Source organism: Cupriavidus sp. 22TCCZM04-2 (genome assembly GCF_057798895.1).
In genome coordinates, this window is record NZ_JBYOJS010000011.1 from 70,142 (window position 1) to 88,701 (window position 18,560).

At 61.0% G+C, this 18,560-nt stretch carries 33 protein-coding genes; 24 read left to right on the forward strand and 9 right to left on the reverse strand.

What is annotated here, in order from left to right; translation table 11 throughout:
- Window positions 1-82 precede the first annotated feature (82 nt).
- Genes AC3FKG_RS17315 through AC3FKG_RS17325 form a run of 3 tightly spaced genes read right to left on the reverse strand, consistent with a single transcriptional unit; the run spans window position 83 to window position 2,757 of the window.
- Window positions 83-703 (reverse strand): ssDNA-binding protein, encoded by a 621-nt coding sequence (locus tag AC3FKG_RS17315; RefSeq protein ID WP_488743651.1) that lies wholly within the window; start codon window positions 701-703, stop codon window positions 83-85.
- A 2-nt stretch (window positions 704-705) separates the two neighbouring features.
- Window positions 706-2,097 carry a DUF2800 domain-containing protein gene (locus AC3FKG_RS17320; protein ID WP_488743652.1) on the reverse strand — a complete coding sequence of 464 codons (1,392 nt, stop codon included), beginning with the start codon at window positions 2,095-2,097 and terminating at the stop codon, window positions 706-708.
- A gap of 6 nt (window positions 2,098-2,103) precedes the next feature.
- The gene (locus tag AC3FKG_RS17325) at window positions 2,104-2,757 is read right to left on the reverse strand and encodes a hypothetical protein (RefSeq protein WP_488743653.1); all 654 of its coding nucleotides are present in this window, start codon (window positions 2,755-2,757) and stop codon (window positions 2,104-2,106) included.
- 177 nt (window positions 2,758-2,934) lie between these two features.
- Here AC3FKG_RS17325 and AC3FKG_RS17330 point away from each other — a divergent pair, with 177 nt between their 5' ends.
- The 17 genes from AC3FKG_RS17330 (at window position 2,935) to AC3FKG_RS17410 (ending at window position 8,339) form a co-directional block, all read left to right on the forward strand.
- Window positions 2,935-3,075 (forward strand): hypothetical protein, encoded by a 141-nt coding sequence (locus AC3FKG_RS17330; protein WP_488743654.1) that lies wholly within the window; start codon window positions 2,935-2,937, stop codon window positions 3,073-3,075.
- Window positions 3,076-3,080: 5 nt separating this feature from the next.
- Window positions 3,081-3,302 (forward strand): hypothetical protein, encoded by a 222-nt coding sequence (locus AC3FKG_RS17335; RefSeq protein WP_488743655.1) that lies wholly within the window; start codon window positions 3,081-3,083, stop codon window positions 3,300-3,302.
- A complete protein-coding gene (locus AC3FKG_RS17340; protein ID WP_488743656.1) occupies window positions 3,299-3,514 on the forward strand; it encodes a hypothetical protein in 216 nt (71 codons plus the stop codon). Before AC3FKG_RS17335 ends, AC3FKG_RS17340 begins: the two co-directional genes overlap by 4 nt.
- Entirely contained in the window at window positions 3,514-3,789 is a 276-nt protein-coding gene (locus AC3FKG_RS17345) for a hypothetical protein (protein ID WP_488743657.1), read from the forward strand. The genes AC3FKG_RS17340 and AC3FKG_RS17345 overlap by 1 nt, the downstream gene beginning before the upstream one ends.
- A complete protein-coding gene (locus AC3FKG_RS17350; RefSeq protein WP_488743658.1) occupies window positions 3,786-4,001 on the forward strand; it encodes a hypothetical protein in 216 nt (71 codons plus the stop codon). The genes AC3FKG_RS17345 and AC3FKG_RS17350 overlap by 4 nt, the downstream gene beginning before the upstream one ends.
- The gene (locus tag AC3FKG_RS17355) at window positions 3,998-4,225 is read left to right on the forward strand and encodes a hypothetical protein (RefSeq protein ID WP_488743659.1); all 228 of its coding nucleotides are present in this window, start codon (window positions 3,998-4,000) and stop codon (window positions 4,223-4,225) included. Before AC3FKG_RS17350 ends, AC3FKG_RS17355 begins: the two co-directional genes overlap by 4 nt.
- Complete coding sequence (locus AC3FKG_RS17360) at window positions 4,222-4,695, forward strand: hypothetical protein (RefSeq protein WP_488743660.1); 474 nt, start codon at window positions 4,222-4,224, stop codon at window positions 4,693-4,695. Before AC3FKG_RS17355 ends, AC3FKG_RS17360 begins: the two co-directional genes overlap by 4 nt.
- A 3-nt stretch (window positions 4,696-4,698) precedes the next feature.
- The gene (locus tag AC3FKG_RS17365; protein ID WP_488743661.1) at window positions 4,699-5,013 is read left to right on the forward strand and encodes a DUF4884 domain-containing protein; all 315 of its coding nucleotides are present in this window, start codon (window positions 4,699-4,701) and stop codon (window positions 5,011-5,013) included.
- Window positions 5,013-5,255: a hypothetical protein gene (locus AC3FKG_RS17370; protein ID WP_488743662.1), complete on the forward strand. Its 243-nt coding sequence runs from the start codon at window positions 5,013-5,015 to the stop codon at window positions 5,253-5,255. The genes AC3FKG_RS17365 and AC3FKG_RS17370 overlap by 1 nt, the downstream gene beginning before the upstream one ends.
- A 7-nt stretch (window positions 5,256-5,262) precedes the next feature.
- Window positions 5,263-5,745: a hypothetical protein gene (locus AC3FKG_RS17375; protein WP_488743663.1), complete on the forward strand. Its 483-nt coding sequence runs from the start codon at window positions 5,263-5,265 to the stop codon at window positions 5,743-5,745.
- On the forward strand, window positions 5,742-6,242 hold the full coding sequence (dut, locus tag AC3FKG_RS17380) for a dUTP diphosphatase (RefSeq protein ID WP_488743664.1): 501 nt from the start codon (window positions 5,742-5,744) through the stop codon (window positions 6,240-6,242). The genes AC3FKG_RS17375 and dut overlap by 4 nt, the downstream gene beginning before the upstream one ends.
- Before the next feature lies 1 nt (window position 6,243).
- Entirely contained in the window at window positions 6,244-6,414 is a 171-nt protein-coding gene (locus AC3FKG_RS17385) for a hypothetical protein (RefSeq protein WP_488743665.1), read from the forward strand.
- A gap of 35 nt (window positions 6,415-6,449) precedes the next feature.
- Window positions 6,450-6,818: a hypothetical protein gene (locus tag AC3FKG_RS17390; RefSeq protein ID WP_488743666.1), complete on the forward strand. Its 369-nt coding sequence runs from the start codon at window positions 6,450-6,452 to the stop codon at window positions 6,816-6,818.
- 105 nt (window positions 6,819-6,923) lie between these two features.
- Entirely contained in the window at window positions 6,924-7,211 is a 288-nt protein-coding gene (locus AC3FKG_RS17395) for a hypothetical protein (protein WP_488743667.1), read from the forward strand.
- Window positions 7,208-7,495, forward strand: a complete 288-nt coding sequence (locus tag AC3FKG_RS17400; RefSeq protein WP_488743668.1) for a hypothetical protein — start codon at window positions 7,208-7,210, stop codon at window positions 7,493-7,495. The genes AC3FKG_RS17395 and AC3FKG_RS17400 overlap by 4 nt, the downstream gene beginning before the upstream one ends.
- Before the next feature lie 2 nt (window positions 7,496-7,497).
- Window positions 7,498-7,857, forward strand: coding sequence for a DUF2493 domain-containing protein (locus AC3FKG_RS17405; protein ID WP_488743669.1), 360 nt, complete (start codon window positions 7,498-7,500; stop codon window positions 7,855-7,857).
- Window positions 7,854-8,339 (forward strand): DUF1643 domain-containing protein, encoded by a 486-nt coding sequence (locus tag AC3FKG_RS17410; protein ID WP_488743670.1) that lies wholly within the window; start codon window positions 7,854-7,856, stop codon window positions 8,337-8,339. Before AC3FKG_RS17405 ends, AC3FKG_RS17410 begins: the two co-directional genes overlap by 4 nt.
- A gap of 35 nt (window positions 8,340-8,374) precedes the next feature.
- Here the strand turns inward: AC3FKG_RS17410 and AC3FKG_RS17415 are convergent, their stop codons facing one another.
- Together AC3FKG_RS17415 and AC3FKG_RS17420 are read right to left on the reverse strand one after the other, a co-directional pair.
- Window positions 8,375-8,689 carry a hypothetical protein gene (locus tag AC3FKG_RS17415; RefSeq protein ID WP_488743671.1) on the reverse strand — a complete coding sequence of 105 codons (315 nt, stop codon included), beginning with the start codon at window positions 8,687-8,689 and terminating at the stop codon, window positions 8,375-8,377.
- Window positions 8,690-8,718: 29 nt separating this feature from the next.
- Window positions 8,719-9,138 carry a hypothetical protein gene (locus AC3FKG_RS17420; protein WP_488743672.1) on the reverse strand — a complete coding sequence of 140 codons (420 nt, stop codon included), beginning with the start codon at window positions 9,136-9,138 and terminating at the stop codon, window positions 8,719-8,721.
- Between the two features lie 346 nt (window positions 9,139-9,484).
- On the opposite strand from AC3FKG_RS17420, the gene AC3FKG_RS17425 reads away from it, so the two are divergent.
- The 6 genes from AC3FKG_RS17425 to AC3FKG_RS17450 all read left to right on the forward strand — a co-directional run bounded on the left by AC3FKG_RS17425 (window position 9,485) and on the right by AC3FKG_RS17450 (window position 13,879).
- Window positions 9,485-9,784, forward strand: coding sequence for a hypothetical protein (locus AC3FKG_RS17425; RefSeq protein ID WP_488743673.1), 300 nt, complete (start codon window positions 9,485-9,487; stop codon window positions 9,782-9,784).
- A 49-nt stretch (window positions 9,785-9,833) separates the two neighbouring features.
- A complete protein-coding gene (locus AC3FKG_RS17430) occupies window positions 9,834-10,022 on the forward strand; it encodes a helix-turn-helix transcriptional regulator (protein ID WP_488743674.1) in 189 nt (62 codons plus the stop codon).
- Window positions 10,019-12,538, forward strand: a complete 2,520-nt coding sequence (locus AC3FKG_RS17435; protein WP_488743675.1) for a PriCT-2 domain-containing protein — start codon at window positions 10,019-10,021, stop codon at window positions 12,536-12,538. Before AC3FKG_RS17430 ends, AC3FKG_RS17435 begins: the two co-directional genes overlap by 4 nt.
- Before the next feature lie 264 nt (window positions 12,539-12,802).
- The gene (locus AC3FKG_RS17440; protein ID WP_488743676.1) at window positions 12,803-13,246 is read left to right on the forward strand and encodes a helix-turn-helix domain-containing protein; all 444 of its coding nucleotides are present in this window, start codon (window positions 12,803-12,805) and stop codon (window positions 13,244-13,246) included.
- A 79-nt stretch (window positions 13,247-13,325) separates the two neighbouring features.
- A complete protein-coding gene (locus tag AC3FKG_RS17445; protein ID WP_488743677.1) occupies window positions 13,326-13,604 on the forward strand; it encodes a hypothetical protein in 279 nt (92 codons plus the stop codon).
- The gene (locus AC3FKG_RS17450) at window positions 13,601-13,879 is read left to right on the forward strand and encodes a hypothetical protein (protein ID WP_488743678.1); all 279 of its coding nucleotides are present in this window, start codon (window positions 13,601-13,603) and stop codon (window positions 13,877-13,879) included. Before AC3FKG_RS17445 ends, AC3FKG_RS17450 begins: the two co-directional genes overlap by 4 nt.
- Before the next feature lie 320 nt (window positions 13,880-14,199).
- Here the strand turns inward: AC3FKG_RS17450 and AC3FKG_RS17455 are convergent, their stop codons facing one another.
- The 4 genes from AC3FKG_RS17455 to AC3FKG_RS17470 form a co-directional block, all read right to left on the reverse strand.
- Complete coding sequence (locus tag AC3FKG_RS17455) at window positions 14,200-14,610, reverse strand: hypothetical protein (protein WP_488743679.1); 411 nt, start codon at window positions 14,608-14,610, stop codon at window positions 14,200-14,202.
- 546 nt (window positions 14,611-15,156) lie between these two features.
- Entirely contained in the window at window positions 15,157-15,444 is a 288-nt protein-coding gene (locus AC3FKG_RS17460; protein ID WP_488743680.1) for a hypothetical protein, read from the reverse strand.
- A gap of 15 nt (window positions 15,445-15,459) precedes the next feature.
- On the reverse strand, window positions 15,460-16,863 hold the full coding sequence (locus tag AC3FKG_RS17465) for a DNA polymerase III subunit beta family protein (RefSeq protein WP_488743681.1): 1,404 nt from the start codon (window positions 16,861-16,863) through the stop codon (window positions 15,460-15,462).
- A gap of 42 nt (window positions 16,864-16,905) precedes the next feature.
- Window positions 16,906-17,559 (reverse strand): antirestriction protein ArdA, encoded by a 654-nt coding sequence (locus tag AC3FKG_RS17470; RefSeq protein WP_488743682.1) that lies wholly within the window; start codon window positions 17,557-17,559, stop codon window positions 16,906-16,908.
- A 545-nt stretch (window positions 17,560-18,104) separates the two neighbouring features.
- Here AC3FKG_RS17470 and AC3FKG_RS17475 point away from each other — a divergent pair.
- Entirely contained in the window at window positions 18,105-18,509 is a 405-nt protein-coding gene (locus AC3FKG_RS17475) for a DUF1441 family protein (RefSeq protein ID WP_488743683.1), read from the forward strand.
- Window positions 18,510-18,560 lie beyond the last annotated feature (51 nt).

Genomic DNA, 18,560 nt, shown 5'->3' on the forward strand with positions numbered 1-18,560 from the left:
TGCGTATGTACGCTCGGCGCCGAGGCATCTCGCAAGGCGCAGCAGGTGCAATCCGTCAGGCGTGCCGCCCCCGGTAAAGTGGTTAGGCGAAGGGGTCGATTTCTTCGGTCGCAGTAGCAGTCGACGCGCCGGCGCTTTCCGCGAACGGATCGTCGCCGGTACCGCCGCTCTCGTCGTCGAAGTCGTCAGCCGAACCCGAGGCGCCGCCGAACGACTCGCCATCCGCGACAAACTGCACGCCGAGCAGCGTGGCGTTCACCGACTTGCCCTGGCCGGGCTTGTCCAGCGCGTAGATGTCGAGCGACACGTTCACGTAGCAGCCGCCGTAGGGCTTGCCATCGGCTTCGGTCAGCGGACGGCGTGCCTGGTCGACGACCACGGGGCGTGCCTTGTTGCGGGCCACTACGTACAGCATGTCGGCATAGCCGTCGCGCACCTTGCCGCTCTTGTCCAGGTTCTCGTTGCCGACGCGCAGGCACTTCTTGTCCTTCGGCAGCGCCTTCAGGAACTGAGCGAAGTTCTCGCCGAATTTCTCTTTTGCCACCGCCAGAATGGCGTTCTTCACCGCCGTGGCGTTGTCGCCGACCGGATCGATGATGAACTGGCCGCCGAACTTCGGACCCGAGGCGCTGCCCGGGGGCGGATCGCCGGCCTTGTGGATGTCGGGGTACGAGAGGCGCGCACGCTTCAGGACAATTTTCATTTTCAGATACCTAGAATGGCGTCGGCATCGGCAGGTAGTGATGCGACGGGTGACGAAATATCGGCAAAGTCATCGACGATGCCGGGGAGTGCAGGCTTCGGATTCGACGCGGGCACGATGACGGGCTGCGTGCGACCTTGTTCAGCGACGTGCTGCTTGACCACTTCCCACTGCTGCGGATGCTTCTTTGCCAGCAGTTCCTCCAACTGGGTCGGAGACTTGAACTTGCGGGTGTGCGCGTTTTCGCCGAGAAAAACGACGGCCAGCTTTTCGGCGCGTGCCGGGTCACCCCAACGACGGGCGGCGAGCTTGCCTTCGATCAGCTTGTACGGCTCATTCGCGCCGATCACCGGGCGCCCGGCAAGTAGCTCGGCGCGGACGCGAGCGCGCATGGCTTCGCACCACGTCTCGATGATGTCCAGGCGCTCATAGATCACGCCCAGTTCGGGGTCGCACACGTCACGCACCGGCGCCGTGCTCAGATCCTCGAAGTCACCGATCACCGTCTCAAACACGAAGTTGCGCAGCGCCTTGCAGCGATCCTTCGCCTTGCAGAAGTGGCAGTGGTCACCTGGCACATGCACGGGATTCGTTCGCGTCCGCTCGGCCGCATCGCTCAGCGTCTGCAGGTACGCCCGCAGATCCTCCACCGACATCTCGAACTCGCTGACGTGGTGCAGGCGCGGCTGGACGATGATCATGCGCACGCGCTTGAACGGTCCCATCCAGGCGAAGTCATGCAGCGCGCCGCCGGCGTACATCGCCATCTGGCTATTCGGCTCGGCGCGCGGCACGTCCTCGGCAACACCCGTGATCACGTCGACGACAGCCGGCAGCAGGTGGAAGGCGTCAACCTGCCCCATGCCACCCTTCAGGTCGACGATGATCAGCTCGTCCTTCGTGAAGATCACGCAGTCCGACGTGCCCGTGGCGCCGTGTTCGCCGGTGATCCAGCCGATAGATACGCGCCGCTCGACCATGAGGTAGGCGCCGAGGCTTTCGATCAGCTCGCGCACGAAATTCACGTAGCGCGTGCAGCATTCGATCATCTCGTCGTCGGGCACGATGCGGTGGATCACCGTCTCGCCGCCGCGCAGCTCGTCCTCGAACATCTCGCGGGCGGGGCGCGGCTGGAACGCCACGGTGCGCCCGTGGAACGCCGCCGGCTCGATCCCTTGCTCCAGGCAGATGCTGGAGATCAGGTGCGCGGCAGTGCCCCACATGGCAGCTTCGCTGGACTCGTCATAGATGCCCGCTTCCTCCATCGGCGCGGCGGTGCAGACCGACCAGCGATAGGCGCCGGACGGGCTGAGCCGCGCGTGTCCGGTCGCCTCGGCAGCCGCGACAGCGACCGCATCAGCAACCAGGTTGGGGGTGGACGGGCGGAGCTTCACGTCGGCTTACTTCAGGGCTGCGACGGCCAGGTCGAACGCTTCCTGGAACTTCTCGGCCGGGATGGTCGGCACGCTGGCGGCGCCGATCTGTTTCACGATGCCGACCACTGCCTCGCGGCCCTTGGCGGTGTTCACTTCCATCAGCTTGTCGATCACCTGCTTCTGCGTCAGAGGCTCCGGGGCGGCAGCGGCGAACGGGTCGGCGAACGGATCTTCGCTGGCGGTCGTGGCTGCAGGGGTCTGCTTGGCAGCGTCGGCAGCCGTCTTCGCGTTCTGCTCGGCCTGGTACTTGGCGCTCAGACGCACGCAGTGCTCTTGGAACTGGGCGACGGTGATCTCGACCGCGCCGGCTACCTCGGCTTCAGCCTCGCCCGGCTTGCGTGCGTACACGGTGTCGGTCTTCTCGGAATAGAAGTACACGGTGCCCGAGGGGTTGCCTTCGGCGTCCGGACCGGTGTCTTCCGGCTTAGCAGTTGCTGCATCGACGGCAGCGTCGGTGTTCTTTTTGCCGCGGCCCCGGGTCGTAGCCGGAGCGGCTGCGGTCGTAGCGGGAGCGGCTACAACGCCACCTGCAGCCATAGCGGCGAGCAGTGCGGTGATGGCTGCCGTATGGGCGAGTACGGCGTCGGTATTGGCTTGGAGAGTGGCTTCGAGACTCATTTCAGTCCTGGACAGGTGGGTTCGGTTGTTCGGGCGTCGGCATGCGACGAGTGAATTTAGCCACGGCTAAGTAAAGTTTGCAATAGCGAAGTAAAAAGATAAATTCGGCTTGCTTTTTACTTCGCAGTTGCTAAATAATTCACTCGTGCAATCGAGCACAACAACCGGAGACGCACCATGCGCGCGACGAACGACAACGACCTGCTGGCTGCGGCTGACGACGGACCCGGCCCATTCCATGCAATTGCGCTCGCCGCCGCGGGTGCCGTCGGGCTGATGCTTGCCGTCGGCTTTGCCAACGCATTCACCTGGATCTGATCACCATGAAATTGTTCGGAGCGAAAGAGCCCGCCCATGAGGCGGCGCGCGAACTGCGCGAGGCTCAACTGGCGCTGCTGCAGTCGGACGCAGCCGCAGAGCACTTCAAGCACACCAGCGCAATGCTGCGCGAGCGCATCGGGCGCCTGGAGAAGCTGGCCGAGGCACCGACCGCGCGTAGCAGCGCCCGGCCTACCAAGGGTCAAGAGGGATGGGTGCCGGCGTGATCGAAGTCCGCATCGAGAACGAGGTTCAGCGCAAAGAAATCAGCGCGACCGCCCGCGGGTACCGCCTGCTGGATGCCTTGAAGAAGGCTGGCGCACCGGTTAAGGGCGTGCTGGCGATCGAAGGTGCCGAGCGTGGCCGGATCGTGATCTCCAATGACGAGATGTTCGATCAGACGGTCGTCCAGTGGTTTGACGAGGGAGAGCACGAGTAATGCCTGCGCAGAAATTGAAGCCTTGCACCACCGGCCCGAAGCACTCGTGGGCGCACGTAAAGAACGTGACGTTCCAGCGGGCGAGCTACGGACCCAACGGCCGCCGCATCCAGATGAGCTACCGCGGCAAGTACAAGTGCGCGTGCGGCGAGATCAAGTACGGCCCGTCGAAGCACGAGCCGGAGGTTCCCGCAGCTCCGCCTCTGTGTCGGACGTGCGGCCACGCCGCGCACCAGGGTTCCTGCGTGAACGTCGCACCCGAGGCTCAGTCGTGATCGAGGTCCGCATCCCGCTGGCGGATCTCACATCGCCCAACTGCCTGCAGCGCGATATGGATGTCCGCGCGAAGCTGCGTGAGCAGCGGGTGGTGTTGGGCGGTGTCGGGCACGTCGAGGGGCTGCGCGGCGGCACGCTGGTCATCAGCGAGGACTCGCTGTTCGACGAGCTGGTCTACCAATACTACCCGGAGGGGGAATCCCCGAAATGAGCAAGACGCAACTGCTCTTTATGAGCATCCCATATGCGCTGCTGGTCGCGCTCACGCTGGCGAATCTGGCGCGCGTGTACCAGGTCAAGTCGGTGCGCGAATGGTTCATTGAGCACGACTACCCGACGTACCGCCGCCTGCCGTCGTTCGACGCGATGGTGAGCAAGCACTGGAAGCTGTGGTCGCTGCAAGCCTGGCGGAACTACGTGAAGGGGCCGAAATGATCAACGAACACGACATCAAAGACTTTCCGTGTGCGGCGCCTGCCGCGCGGCCTCGTGGCTTCGGGATGGGCGTTACGGCGCTCGCTACTGAACTCTCGAATGCAGTGCGCGAAGACGAAGCGAGCGAGGGGTGTGACATCGCTGCCGGACTGTATGGACCAAAGGTTTCGGAACTGATTCGCAGATTGGTTGCCGACCACTTGGAAGCCGCCGGTGCGCAACAGGCCGCAGTGAAGACGCTCGAACACCTCAAGTACGCGTACCGCGGTGGTGAATTGTGGGTGCCGCCAATCGGTAAGCCGCCGGCATGGATCGTGGCGCCCCAAGGCTGGAAGCAACTCATGAACTTCTACAGCGTCGACACGCCGGAAGCGATGGTTGCGGAGATGGAGCGCCACATCGTGAAGCTGCAGCAGAAGGTGTCGAACTACCAGCATCAACCTACGTTCACCAGGGTGCGGGAGGGCTAAGTTATGGAAACGATTGGTTGGATCGCAACATGGGGCGCGGTGGTGACTACCGTGCTCGTCGGCATCTCGAAATGCACCGACTCCGATTGGTACAAGGCCGACCAGGCGCGGGCGGCTGCGGAGCGTCGTGCCCGCGAGACTCCGCACGTCATCCGCGAGGCGGACGGATGCAAGGTGTATGCGTTCGAGAGCGGCGGCTGGCACTACTTCACCAAGTGCGGGTCGACGGTCAGCACCGAGCGGCACTACACCGAGTCGTGCGGAAAGAACTGCACGAAGCAGAAGTCGGAAACGATCGTAACGGAAGGGAATTCGTAATGGACGGCGACGACATCAAATACCGCAACGAATCAATGCCGCACTACCCGAAGGGGATGCCGCTTTGGCAACGGATTCTGTGTTTGCTCGGCTACCACAAGCGCGAAACACGCCAGTCGGCCAAGGGGCATTGCTACGGATTCCAGACGGAAGAAGGCAAGCGGCGCGGCATCTTCGGGATACACGACGAGACGCCGATGAAACTGCGCGACCAATGCGGTCGGTGCAACACACTACTCTGAACTGACCATGCCACGAGCACCACGCATCCCGCGCCAAAGGGTTGTCAGCCACATCCACCTGCCGGTCGCATTTCGCCAGTTCTTCGACAGCGACACGAACCTGAAGCTGGTACCGCACGAGCACCTGGACAAGATCCTGCACGGCAAGGGCAACAACGATTCGTTCTGCACGCTGGCGTATCGCACCCTGGTAGGCGAGGGGTTGGCCCGGTCGCATTTCGATCACCACCCGGAGGCGCTGGCCGCGATCGCTGACGCGAAGCGTGCCCTGCACAGCGTCGGCACCCGCTATCACAAGACCGGCCGCGTCGGTTGCAGCGGAGACGAACTGCTGGCCGTGAAGTTTGCGCTGAACCTGATCGACGACATGCAGGACAAGACGACGAAGCGCCAGCAGCGCGAAGCCTATCGCGCGGTCGAACCCAAGGTCGGGAACCTCGGCATGACGCTGAAAGCATTAGAAGTTCAACCTGAAGGAATCCAACAATGAGCAACACCCAACTGCGCGTGAGGCGCATCCATCCTGACGCCATTCTGCCGAAGTACCAGACGACCGGCGCCGCTTGCTTCGATCTGCATGCCATCGGCGTGCTCGGCATGACTCCCGCAGAAGCGGAAGTGATGGAAAAGTTCGCCAGCGAGAGCACCGTTGAAGTGAACGAGTCTCGCGCACGGAAGTTCCACACCGGGCTCGAATTCGAGATCCCGCAGGGTCATGTGATGCTGGTGTTCAGCCGCTCGGGGCACGGGTTCAATAGCGACACTCGCCTGGCGAACTGCGTCGGCGTGATCGACAGCGACTACCGCGGCGAGGTGATGGTCAAGCTCACGCGCGACGCCGGTAGCAGCGCATACGCTCGGGTCAAGTCCGGCGACCGCATCGCGCAGGCAATGATCGTTCCGCTGCCGGCGGTCGAGATCCTGGAAGTCGATGAGCTGAGCAGCACCGAGCGCGGCACGGACGGCTTCGGCTCGACGGGAGCCTGACATGAGCACCGTAGCAAACCGCAGGGAGTTTCTAGTCGCAGCGCACGAACTGGTGCAGACGAACAGTCCGGACATGGCGCACTACCAGAAAACGCTGGACGCGCTCGGCCAGGTCATTCAGGACGACACGGGTCTACGCGTGAAGGTGGTTGTTGTGATGGACGGGGCATAAGCCACCGAGCCGTAAATAAAAGCAGGGAGGACATCATGGTAATGACAAAACGGGAGCGGCAGTACATGGAGGATCTGGAACGGCGCCTGCGCGTTATGGGCGCATTGCGATGGACATGGAAGTTATCACCGGATGTCCCCGAGCCGAGTCGAGGCGCGACGACAGGCTGGACGTTCAACAGCTTCACGGGAAAGGTGCAGCCCGCATGGTCCGAGGTTTCTTCGCACGGTATCGGCACGCCGCATCGCATGCCGGGCGTCAGCGGAACGCAGCGCAGCATTGCGTTGTATAGCTCGCGGCTGCTGGCGTTGCGCGCGATGCGTCACCAGGTCGAGCGCGCTGCGGCCGAGCAACTGGCGGACATCGACTTGCTGATCGAGGCTGAAGAAAAGGGGAGTGCCTGATGTGGCAACTAGCTTTCGGCCTGGGGCCGCGCATCTGGATGGACATCATGCTCAGCTTCATGTTTATGGCGCCCGTGCGGCTCGATACGAAGAAGGAGAAGCGGGATGAGTAGTTCGGTCATCGTGTTCGTCGACGGTTTGGCGATGCTTTACCTGACAGGCGTTCTCCGCAACGCCGACGGCTCGATCAAAGCTGCGGATGTGGAGAACGGCGCCTGGCGGTTAGAGATCCGCGGCGGCGAGATGCTGGCGAAGAATGGCAATTACATCGTCCATCGTTGGCCGACCTGGAGCTACGAGGAACTGCCCCGCGACCCGGCATGGAGGGGCGATTACAACGCAGTAATGAACGCCGCACAGCGTGCGTATGACGAACGTAAGGAGGTCCAATGAAACTCGGCTCCGCTCTGCTGATTGTCGACGGCACGATCATCTCCGCGGCAGCGTTCATCGCCAGCGTCCCGTCCAAGCTGGACCTGTGCGCGATTGGCGACCTCGAACTCCCGCCCACGATGGAGTTCACCTGCACGCTGACCGACGTCGACAAGGCTGCAATCGAAAGACTATTCGCCGCGGGGCCGGTCACTGAGGCGGAACTGGAAAGCTCGCTGCGAGCTGCTGGTGTACCGAAGGTTCGCAACAACTTGCCCTACTACCACGGCAGACGCCGTTTCTAACGATGAGAGTAATCATTGCCGGCAGCCGCGGCATCACCTCGTTCGCTACGGTGGGCCAGGCGATACTGGCCGCGGCGTGGCCGATCACAGAGGTGGTGAGCGGTACCGCTCGCGGCGTCGATCGCCTGGGCGAACAGTGGGCGCGCATGCACAACGTACCGATCAAACGGTTCCCTGCGCAGTGGCGCGACGCTGCCGGCTACAACCCCGCGGCCGGGCACATCCGCAACCGACAGATGGCCGAGTATGCCGACGGGCTGATTGCGGTGTGGGATGGCTTTAGCACTGGCACAGCGGGTATGATCGACGCGGCTCGCATGCGCGGGCTGCGCGTGTTTGTCTACAAGCTCGGAACGCCATGAGAAGCGGCGCCATCATCTCCCAGTGCGAACGGTTCCGCTACCGGCTGTGGCGGCACTGGGACGATGCCCGGCCGCCGATGGTGTTCGTGATGCTGAACCCGAGCACAGCAGATGCGAGCGAGGATGACCCCACCATTCGGAAGTGCATCGGTTTTGCTAAGCGGTGCGGATTCGGCGGCATTGTTGTCGTCAACCTGTTCGCGTTCCGCGCGACAGATCCGCGCGACCTGAAGTTGGCCGGCTACCCGGTAGGTCCGGAGAACGATCGGCACATCGCCGAGGTGGCTGCGATACCTGGCGCGCGGATTGTGTGCGCCTGGGGCGCGAATGCGCGAGGCATGCAGCGTCAGCGCGATGTGATGGACATCGTGCGGCTGTGGAGCGCAGGCGAGCCGCTGGCGCTACGATTGACCGGCGATGGGGTGCCGTGCCATCCGCTCATGCTGCCGTACAGTTGCGAGCCAATACGCTACCCCCTATAAAGAAACGAGCCCCGGTCATCCCGGGGCTTTTTGCTTCATGCCGGCTTCAATACTACAGTTGTCTCCTGCTTGAACACGGCCGGGCGACGAGTTGTCACCGGGCGGGGCTCATCGTCCCCGCCGTGCCAGCCGCTTCCAATGCGGACGACCACCAACTCGTCGTCCACCACGTCGACGAACGCGCCGCCGACTGCCAGGCCGAGGAAACCTGCAACTGCCGCTACTGCAGCAGTCCGGTACCTCATCCTCGCATTGCCCCTCGCTTGCGACCCAAGAGCGTCACGGTTTGCTTCCTTCAGAACCATGCCCATGACCCTTTGACGCACTACTTCGTTGTGGTATTCGTCCATCTTATTGATTTTGTTACGACTTGCTCAATTCACTTTAGCAGTCGCACTAACTGTGTTATGAGATTGTCGCTCAGTTTCGCCTCGTAGACAAAAGCGACTACCTCTGCCTGTTTTGTGGGCTCAAACGTCACTTTCTCTGCCTTACATATTTCTCCCAGTATGGCGATGACCCGATACACGTCATTTGTGTTTACAACGGGTGCTGCATTGTCGGTTTGGCGATGCGTCTGGTCAAGCCAACCCTCCGGAAGTCGGGTGACAGTTTCGACCTTTCTGGCGACCTTCTCGCTAACCGGACGAGACTTGTTCGGGCCAATCAACTGTGCAAGGTACGAGGTAGTCGGGTAGCCAAACTTTTCGAAAAAGTCGGTAGGCCCATCGTGTATCTCGTACACCAACTTGTATAGATTCTCGGCACGACGTGCTTCAGAGCTATTCGATTTGGTCATTTTTTAGGTTGCACCATATTGTTTTACTAGTGGAGGCGATCTTAGTTCGCAACTGCGCAACTTGCAACCAAATTACGCAAAAAATAAACGTTAATTTGTGTGGCAAATGCTTACAAATACCCTACTTTTGGGGCGTGTGAGGCGGGCGAGCCACACAAAAGAGGGGTGTCTGCTTAGCAAATTGCGCGGCACGAGGCTGGCTAGCCGCCGAATAGGCTCATCAACCTACAAGCCATGCTGGAGGCGGATTCGCAGTTCGCAGATGCGAAAATCTGCTAAGTGGTCATTGCTCGTTTAGTTCGCAAGTGCTAAATTCCTGGCCTAGTACATCATCCGTCGGGCCATCATGCAAAAGGCTGAAGAAGTCACCCCCCTCCTGCTGTTCATCCGAGCAGCAACGCCCGAGCAGCGGGAACGCTGTGCCGCCCTGGCAGGGACGAGCGTGAACTACCTGTATCAACTGGCGACCTGCCGCCGTCCCAACGTGTCGGCTGCCACGGCGCTCGGCATCGAGGACGCGACCCGCCTCATGCACAAAGAGACGGACGGCGCGCTACCGATCATCACGCTGCGCACGCTCGTCACCATGTGTCCGGTGCTCGGCTTCGACAACAAGGCGCCGGCCGACGCTGCTGCCGCGGCCTGACCGCATCCTGCCTGCGGTGCAGGCGCTAACCATTTCTGGCGGGGAAGCAGTGACGACTCAGCACAGCACGATCATCCATATCGACCAGGTGCAACGCATCACCGGGCTCGACAAGCAGGGCATCTATGCGGCCATGCGCGACCAGGGCTTCCCGAAGCAGAGCATGCGCGGCACCCGGCGCGGTGGCTGGCACGAGCCGCTGGTGCGTGAGTGGATGAAGCAGCGGGGGCGCGCTTGAGCTACACCGCCCCGAAGATCCCCGCCTATCTCCGGGAGCTGAAAGCCTGGGTGGTATGGCGCCTCACGCATATCGAGGGCGAGAAGAAGCCGCGCAAGGTTCCGTACTACGCCGACGGTGGCGTCCGCGGCAACGAGCACGGGAGCGCAGATGATGTCGCACGGCTCGCCACGTTCGAGGACGCGGTGCGTGCGTGCGCCGCCGGTGGCTACACGGGTATCGGGTTCGCCACGCTGAGCCAGTTTGGCGTCATCGCGTTCGACCTGGACGACGTGGTGAAGGCTGGCGTCGTGCGTCCTGATGCGCTCGCTGCGGTCGACGGCACCTACGCCGAGATCAGCCCGAGCGGCAACGGCCTGCGCGCGTTCTACCGCGGCTCGATCCCCGGCAACCCGAAGGCACTGCGCCCTGACGAGGATAGTTTCAAGCTCGAAGTGTTCCACTCGAAGGGCTTCGTCACGGTCACCGGCAACGTGCTGGACGACTGCACGCTATGGGGCTACGACGATCTAGTCGCCGACATGACCCCGGCCGCGACTGCGCTGTACGAGAAGACGTTCGGCAAGCCGCAGCACCTGCCCGCGGTGGTGGGCGACGGTAGCGCCGACTGGATGCTGACCATCACGCCGCCGGTGGGCCTGTCGGACGACCAAATCCGCGAGGCGCTGGCCGCGCTGCCGGACGACATGGAGTACGACGACTGGCTTCGTACCGGCATGGCAATCCACCATGAGACGGACGGCAGCGAAGAAGGGCGCGAGCTGTGGCTGGAAAAGAGCCGGCAGAGCCCGAAGTTCACCACCGAGAAGTACCTGAACGACCGCTGGCGCTCATTCGGTCGCAACACATCAGCCAACCCGACAACGTTCCGCTTTGTGCTCGCGCAGCCGTCGGTCAAGGCGCTGCGCATCGAGCCCGAGCAGTCCGTCGACGACCGCTACACGGCGCGCGATGAATGGACGCAGGCGCTGAAGCGTGAAGGCATCGACGAGCGCACCATCCGCGAGGAACTGTGTCCGAAGATCGCGGCCGACACGCGCCTCGGGGACGCCGAACGAGAACAGCTCGCGCAACTGCTGCGCAACACGCTGAAGGGAATGGGCATTGCGTTCCCGATCGGCCAGGTGCGCAAGATGCTGGTGCCGACGAAGATCGTGCGCAACCTGGCGGACGGCGATCGGCCCGACTGGATGCTCGACTGGTGCTACGTCGGCACGCATGACAAGTTCTTCAAGTACGACACCGACGAGTGGCTGACTGCGCAGGGCTTCAACGCGAAGCACAACCGCTACATGCCGCGCAACGAGGACGGCTACATCTACAAGTCGGCCAGTGCTGCAGCGACGGACGACTATGAGATCGAGCACGTCAACCGTGCCGTCTATCTGCCGCAGGAGGAACAGCTTTTCCCGAACAGCCTGGAGCGCGGGTTCTTCGACATGATGCCCTATGGGCGCTGCGTCAACCTGTACCGCCCGAGCTGCGTACCGAAAGCGGCCGACGAGATGACGCCCGAAGGCAAGCGTGCTGTCCAGGCGGTGCTGCGCCACCTGATGCTGATCGCCGGCGGGCGCAAAGACGTGGCGTTCGCACTGCTGAACTGGTTCGCGCACAACGTCCAGCGGCCCGGCATCAAAATCCGTTGGGCACCGCTGATCAAGGGCATTGAAGGCGACGGCAAGTCGACGCTCGGCAAGCTGCTCACATTCGTGATGGGCGGGGCCAACGTGAAGGCGGTCAGCCCGCATGTGCTCGCCAGCGACTTCACGGGGTGGTCCGAGGGTGCGTGCGTTGTCCAGTTCGAGGAACTGCGCATCGCCGGTGAGAACCGCTACGCCATCCTGAATGCCCTGAAGCCGTACATCTCGAATGACACGGTACCGACGCACCGCAAGGGCAAGGACGAGTATCAGATCCTGAACGTCACGAACTACATCGGCTACACGAACTTCAGCGACGCGCTGCCGCTGAACGACAACGATCGCCGCTGGCTCGTGGTGTTCCTGCCATTCGCGGATGTCGGTGAGATGGAAGCGGCAGTGGCCCCGGAATCCCCCTCGCTCAAAGCCTATTTCGACACGCTACACGCTGCGATCGACAAGCAGTGGGCTCAGTTGCGCCGTTGGCTCCTGGACTACCCGATACCCGCGACCTTCGACCCGAACGAGCGCGCTCCGATGACGGATGAGAAGCAGTCGATGATCGCCATGAGCATGACGGAGGACGAGCAGGCGGTCCGTGAGGCGATCGAGCAGGGCGGCGAGGGTGTGACACAGAACGTGCTGATTACCCGCTACCTGATGAGCGCACTCAGCTTTAGCGAAGCGGGCGCTGCGATCGGTTCCAAGGACGTTGCACGCATCCTGACGCGCATCGGATTCGTCAAGGCACCCAAGATGAAGTGGGACGGCAAGACAGAGAACGTGTGGATTCGAGGCAATCCGAGCCGGAACGTGCGCGCTGAGCTGGAAGCAACTTTCGCCAAAGCGGAGGAAACGGTCGATCCATTTGCCTAATAGATCACAAAAGTTCCAGTGCACGGCTGCAGGTTCCAGTTAGGTTCCAGTTCTCAGCCAGGTACTGGAACCTGTGCAAGCCGTTGATTTACTTAGCTTTCTCTCTCTAGGTTCCAGTGGTTCCAGTAAATATAGGTTACGCACACAGGGAGAGAAAAATCAGAAGCACACACATATTTATTGCTGCCAGCCCGGCGGAATAGGAAATGCTGGAACCAGTGGAACCACTGGAACCTGACCCGGAACCCACCACCTGGAAAAACGATGGAACGTACGAAAGTGAATGGAGTGCTGGAGGACATCAGCGCAGAGATCGGCTACACGGCCACCTCGCTGCTGGTCGCATGGTTCGGCGGCACGAACCTGTATGTCCCCGAGCAGGCGACGGACGAGCACCCGGTAGCGCGGCTCATCGGCGTGCTGGCATTCCGCCGCCTGGTGGCTGCCTATGCGTGCGAGACGGTGGCAATCCCGAGCGGGCACATGGAAGCGGTCGACCACCGCAACCGCCTGATCGTGGGCCTGACGAACCGCGGAAAGAGCACGGCCGAGATCAGCGAGGCGTTCGGCATCTCGAAGCGCCGCGTGCAGCAGATCCTCCTGGAAGCGGAAGGCAAGGGGCTGGTGCCGCTGATCATGCGCGCTGCGCAGGGCATGGAGGGTATGGCCGTCCCGAATTTTGGGGAAAAAGCCGGTGCCGAGCAGTAGGCCGATGCCGGCGTGGTGGCCGCACCAGTGGCCGAATTTCAAGGGAAAAACGGGTTCCCGAAAATTGGAGGAAAACGGCATGCCTGGAATTGACGCAGCACGGCCGGTGATCGGCGAGGAATGGAGCGTTGTCGTGCTCGGTGACGCTGGTGAGGTAAAGCGCGTCACTACCATCCGCGCAAAGACCCGCGATGGGCTCGACCGGCAGATGGAGGAAATCGTTACCCCCGCCAATGTGCAATTCGCCGTGGCTCACATCACGCTGCATGAGTTGCCGAAGCGTGAAGTCGTGCGCATCGAGCATGAGACTGCGGCATCCGGCGCGTTCGCTGCAATGGCACGGGGGCTTGCTCGATGAGCGTTACGCCGGAAGAACACGAGCGCATCAACGCCGAGCTGGAGAACCGCCACGGTACCGCGCTGATGGAGATCATCAACGTCGGACACATTGTCGCGTCGCTGAGTCGTGTACATCTGCCGGACTCGCACGACATGCTGATGGCGCAGTTTCGCAAGCTCGTGCAGGCGCGGCTGCGAGAGATCGGCATGACCCCTGGCCGGTACGTTGCGGCAGCCGAGGACTTCTATCGAGCGTTCGAGACGCTGCGCGCGTTGGAGGCACTGCCGGACTGATCGCATCGGCGCCGAGATGCGTCGGGCCACGCCGCCGGCCGCGGTGCCTGGCTCAGCAACTGCGAAGTGAAATTTCCAACCCGGCGGGGGGTACCGGGGGTGCGATCAGTTCAGGCCGGAATGAAATTTTGAACCCGGCGGGGGGTACCGGGGGTCGCCTCGATGTCGACCTGGCTGGACCCTTGGATCAACAGGGGTGGGGTGCCGGGCCTGTCGACCGCGGCAATTGGCAGCCCCCTGGAATCACGCAAAATGTGCGTTGGCGTCACATGGCGCACCGATCGGCGCCTAGTTTCGATCGAATCGGACATAGAACCCCCTCACACCAGCGCCAGGCGCGGCACCTCATCCCCAGTCATACCCGCGCCAGGCGCCGCGGGCACGTATCGCGCGGGCAATGCTTGCCAGGCAATCAGCATGCGGCAGTTCTGGCGAGGGGGAAGCAGGAAAAGCGGCGCAAGCCCGGGATAGATCGGCCGCGCGCCACTAGATCCGATTTCCAGCAATCGCGCGTCCCCTGTTTGTGCGCCGCCTATGGATTGCTCTATCAGTTCCCTTTCGTCCGCCAGGTTGTAAAGGCCGATGGAATCCCCCGGAACATGCCACACCAGCGCCAGGGCATCGCGTAGTGCCTGACTTGCGCCGCGCCGATCCGGTGCGCTGATGAATACGATTTCTTCAATGGATGGCGCGTTTTCGTCGGTGCTGTAACAGATAGCGCGGTAAAGCATGGCAAGCCTCATTGCATGGGATTGGACGGACCGCGGCCGCGCCAGGTAGCGCACCGCTCAAACAGAAACCACAAAGCAAAAAGCCCTAGGGGGCATGCCAGCCAGTAGCCAGCATGCCCCCTAGGGCTTTCCGCCTTTTGTAGTGCGCCGCGGGTATGGCGCGCGAATTTGGGACTAGTCTAGGACTTGATACCGCAAGCCGCAAGGAAAGCCGCGCGGTCTATGCGCGCACGGCGCGCGAATTCTTCCGCCAAAAATTCTAGCTTCGCAACTGCTATCTCGCGCGTTTCGTCTGAGTAGTGCGACGCGTGGCTAGTCGTCGTGCGGATGTCTCGAATAAGGTCCGCCAAAGTCTGGTAATCGGCTTTGCGCATGTTCAAGCCTTATAGACAAGTACGGCAGTGTTTGACGCGATCAGAGCAAGCGGGTACAAGGTGCCCCCGCGGCCGGGTCGGAAACCCCCGCGGCATCTGACGAAAACGGCCCCGTCCGTTTCAAACTGAAATGCCGTACCGATTCTCAGCTTATTGATAGTCGTTTTCATGGTCAGATATTCCCGTCTGCGATGTCACCCGCGGCAAGCCATAGAATGCGCTGGAGATTCTGCTTATGGTCCGCCAATTCCGCGCTATCCCATGCGCCATACTCGCCGAGTGCTTCGCGCACCTGGTCCGGGTCAAGTTTCGCCAATTGTGCGGAAACTTCCGGCACCTCTGACAGCGCCTTAACGTCTGTATCGCATTGTCCGGAATGGTGCGCGCCGTTCGCTTGCGCTTCTGTCAATTCGAGATTGACCCGGCCGGACCCGTCGCACCAATAGTGTATTGTTTCCATCGTTAGCACCTGGTGTTAGACCGATTCAGGGAAATGAGCGGCAAGCAATTTGCGCCCCTCATCGCGTCCGACGCCATAACCATCGTTTGCGATTTTCTCGACTAGCGCGCGAACCTCGCGCATGATGCGGCAGTCCCCCTCTTTAAGCGATTGGAGCATTGCAGCGCGGCCGGCATCGGGATGGAATGACATAAGAATGCGGGTCAATCCATCGTGCAACTCGGAAACATCGCGCGGCGAAAACCTCAGTTTTCCATCTGGCGCCACATCTGCAACCCTGGAATAGAGATCCGGCAGTGTGTCAAACGGTACCCATTCGCCGCCGTCAATTGTGCCAACGGCATTCTTTGCGGCGAGTGTGAAAGCATCGCGCGATACAGCATGCACCCATGCGCCATCCGGACCCGTCGTGTCATCATGCCCCCAGTATTGCCGGGAATTGTCCGGGCTTTTAAGCACGTAATAGGGCGCAGGGTCCGCGGGTTTCCATGTGATGCAAAACGGCAGGTTGTCAGTATTGGCAATCGCAGAACCCGCGCGGCCAATCAATAGATAGGCTTCGCCGTTCAGAATGTGCGAGACTCGCCGGTGTTTTACGTCTGTTCCCTGCTTCACACTGACCCGTCCGTCGGTGTGGTGTGTCATGGCGCACAAGCCATTAGCCCATTGTGCGCCATTGACAATCCGAACAGCCGCGGACGGTACCCGCTCAAAATACTGAATCACTTCCGGCATGGGTTCTGCGGCAATGTCCGCGGCAGTCTCTGCGATTGCTTCGGGTTCCGGTGCGGCCGGTGCTGCTTCGGGTTCCGGCGTTGCCTGAATCCATGCCGGCACGGATTTGGGCTCATCGGTGCGCCGCGGCATGATGACACCATAGAACCAATCCGCGCCAATCTCGGCCGTTGCGGACCCGATGCCGTTATGCCCGATGACAACGGCATCCCGGCATTTGTTGCCGTGCGCCGCTTTAATCGCCTTTTGGAATTTGGCGATTAGTTCCGGGTCAAATTGGGCGATCTCGCCGCTTACCTTGTGCGGAATGACACGGCGAAAATCGGGAAACTTCCCTTCAATCGGCGAGAATTGCACCGACGCCATACCATCGGACAATGTGCATTTGTTGTCATCGTCGACAGTCAATGTCAGATCGTCATAAGGGAATGACTTGCTAAGTTTGAATTGTTCGCAGATGTGCCGCGGAATAATCAATTCCAGACGATGCGATGCCAGGGTATTAGCTGCATCGTGCCCGTTGTCATTCAGTGCCGCCAGGCAATGCCCGTCCGTTGCGGACATCAAAACGCGGTCCGCGTAGCATTCGAGATAAACGCCGTTCAGATAGAAACGGACATCCTTATCCGCGGCGAAGATCAGGGCAACGGCGAGTTTCTTACGGCTAATAGTGATCGTTTGCATTTTGTACCCCTGAGAGATTGGAATTGATTTAGGCACCTGGTGTTACCAATTGGCGCGGAAAACATAACCGTTTTCAATGGTGAAATCGTGCTGCAGTTCACCATTCCAGTAATGTTCCCAGTCGATATAAGAGAAAAACGGGCTATCAGTGTCGATCAGTCCCATTTCAACGGCATAGTCTTCTGCGAATTGTTTTTCGCTTTCGGCCGTACCGTAATAAGCATCCTCGAATCGGTCCCATTGGTCCCGGCTGACACCAAATGCAGAGACAAATGCGAGGAATGCTTCGCCATGTTCTTCTAGCATTGCGTCCAGTTCTGCAACTTCGGAAAGGCTCGAATATTCGCCGAGTAGATTGCCGAATCCTTCAAAGTCATGGATTGCAAATTCTTCAGCACTCGGCACCATGCCGGACCCGCTGCACGTTTCGCAAATGACCCATTCGCGGGGGGTGGTGTACGTCCTACCCGCGATACTGGCCGGAAGGGGGATATTCTCAAAATGCCCCCCTTCGCCGTCACACTCCGGGCATGCCACCTCCACATTAGGGAATCGGCTAGTGCGCAGGATTGCATTTACTTCCGTTTGCAGATCGTCCGCATCCTTTCCCTCTGTTTCAATCCATGCGCCATGCAAAACGCCGTTGTTATAAGAGGCAAGGCAGGCAACGTAAATGCGGCGAGTAGTTTCAGACATTTTGTTTTCCTTGTGCGGTCTATGCCAGGGTAGGCAGATCAGATGCCGAGTGCGCGCACGATGGGGCGCGAGATAGTCCAGCCAGTGATAACGCAAGCCAATAGAACCAGTGCCATATCAACTCCCGTTTGTGTACTGCGTTTCCATGAGTATTAGTGTATGCATCTGCTAAGCAGATTGCAAGCAGAACTTAGCAAGTGCGAAGTAAAAACATTGCATTGCATCAGGCGCGCAGCTCAGTAGCTCTAACTTCGGGTCGGCATGGGGTACACCAGGCGCAGCACCAGGGGCGCGCACTACTTCGCAGGTGCGAACAGAACAGCCCGCGGTGCCTTGCCTAGCAAAGGCTGGCGGGTAGCTGCAGTGCCGCGCGGCGCCAGGCTGGCAGGCCAGGGGGCCCCGACAGGGATAGGCTACGTGCGGGGGAACGCAGACGCGGCTTTCGAGAGTTTTTCGCTTTGGCGAACTTGATTTCTAGGGATTATGGACATAATCAGCGCGGCCATATTGACTTAGCAAGTGCTAAATGCACATAATGGCCCAGCATGATTACCGATGTCGAAATCCTCGATCCCATTAAGCCGGGCAATGCCAACGGGCATGGCGGTGCTCGCGCCGGCGCTGGCCGGAAGTCGAAGGACTACGTAAAGCCGCAGGAGCAGGTCGACTTCGAGAAGGCACGAGCCCGGCACGAAGCGGCGAAGGCGGACAAGGCTGAACTGGACTTCGCAATCCAGTCGAAGGAATACATCTCGCGCGCCGCGGTCGTCCAAGCGACGGCCACCGCCTACGCCGCGGTCGCGCAAACGCTGCGCTCGATCCCTGATCACCTCGAACGTCGCCTGGCGCTCGCACCGGAGATCGCGGAGGAAGTCGGCCGCATCATCGACGAGTCACTGGCCGAGCTGGCTGACTCGTTCGAGACGATGGGGGGCGGCAGTGCCGCTTGACGCTTCGGCGCACTACGGAATCGCGCTGTCCGACGTGCTCGGGCCGTACGC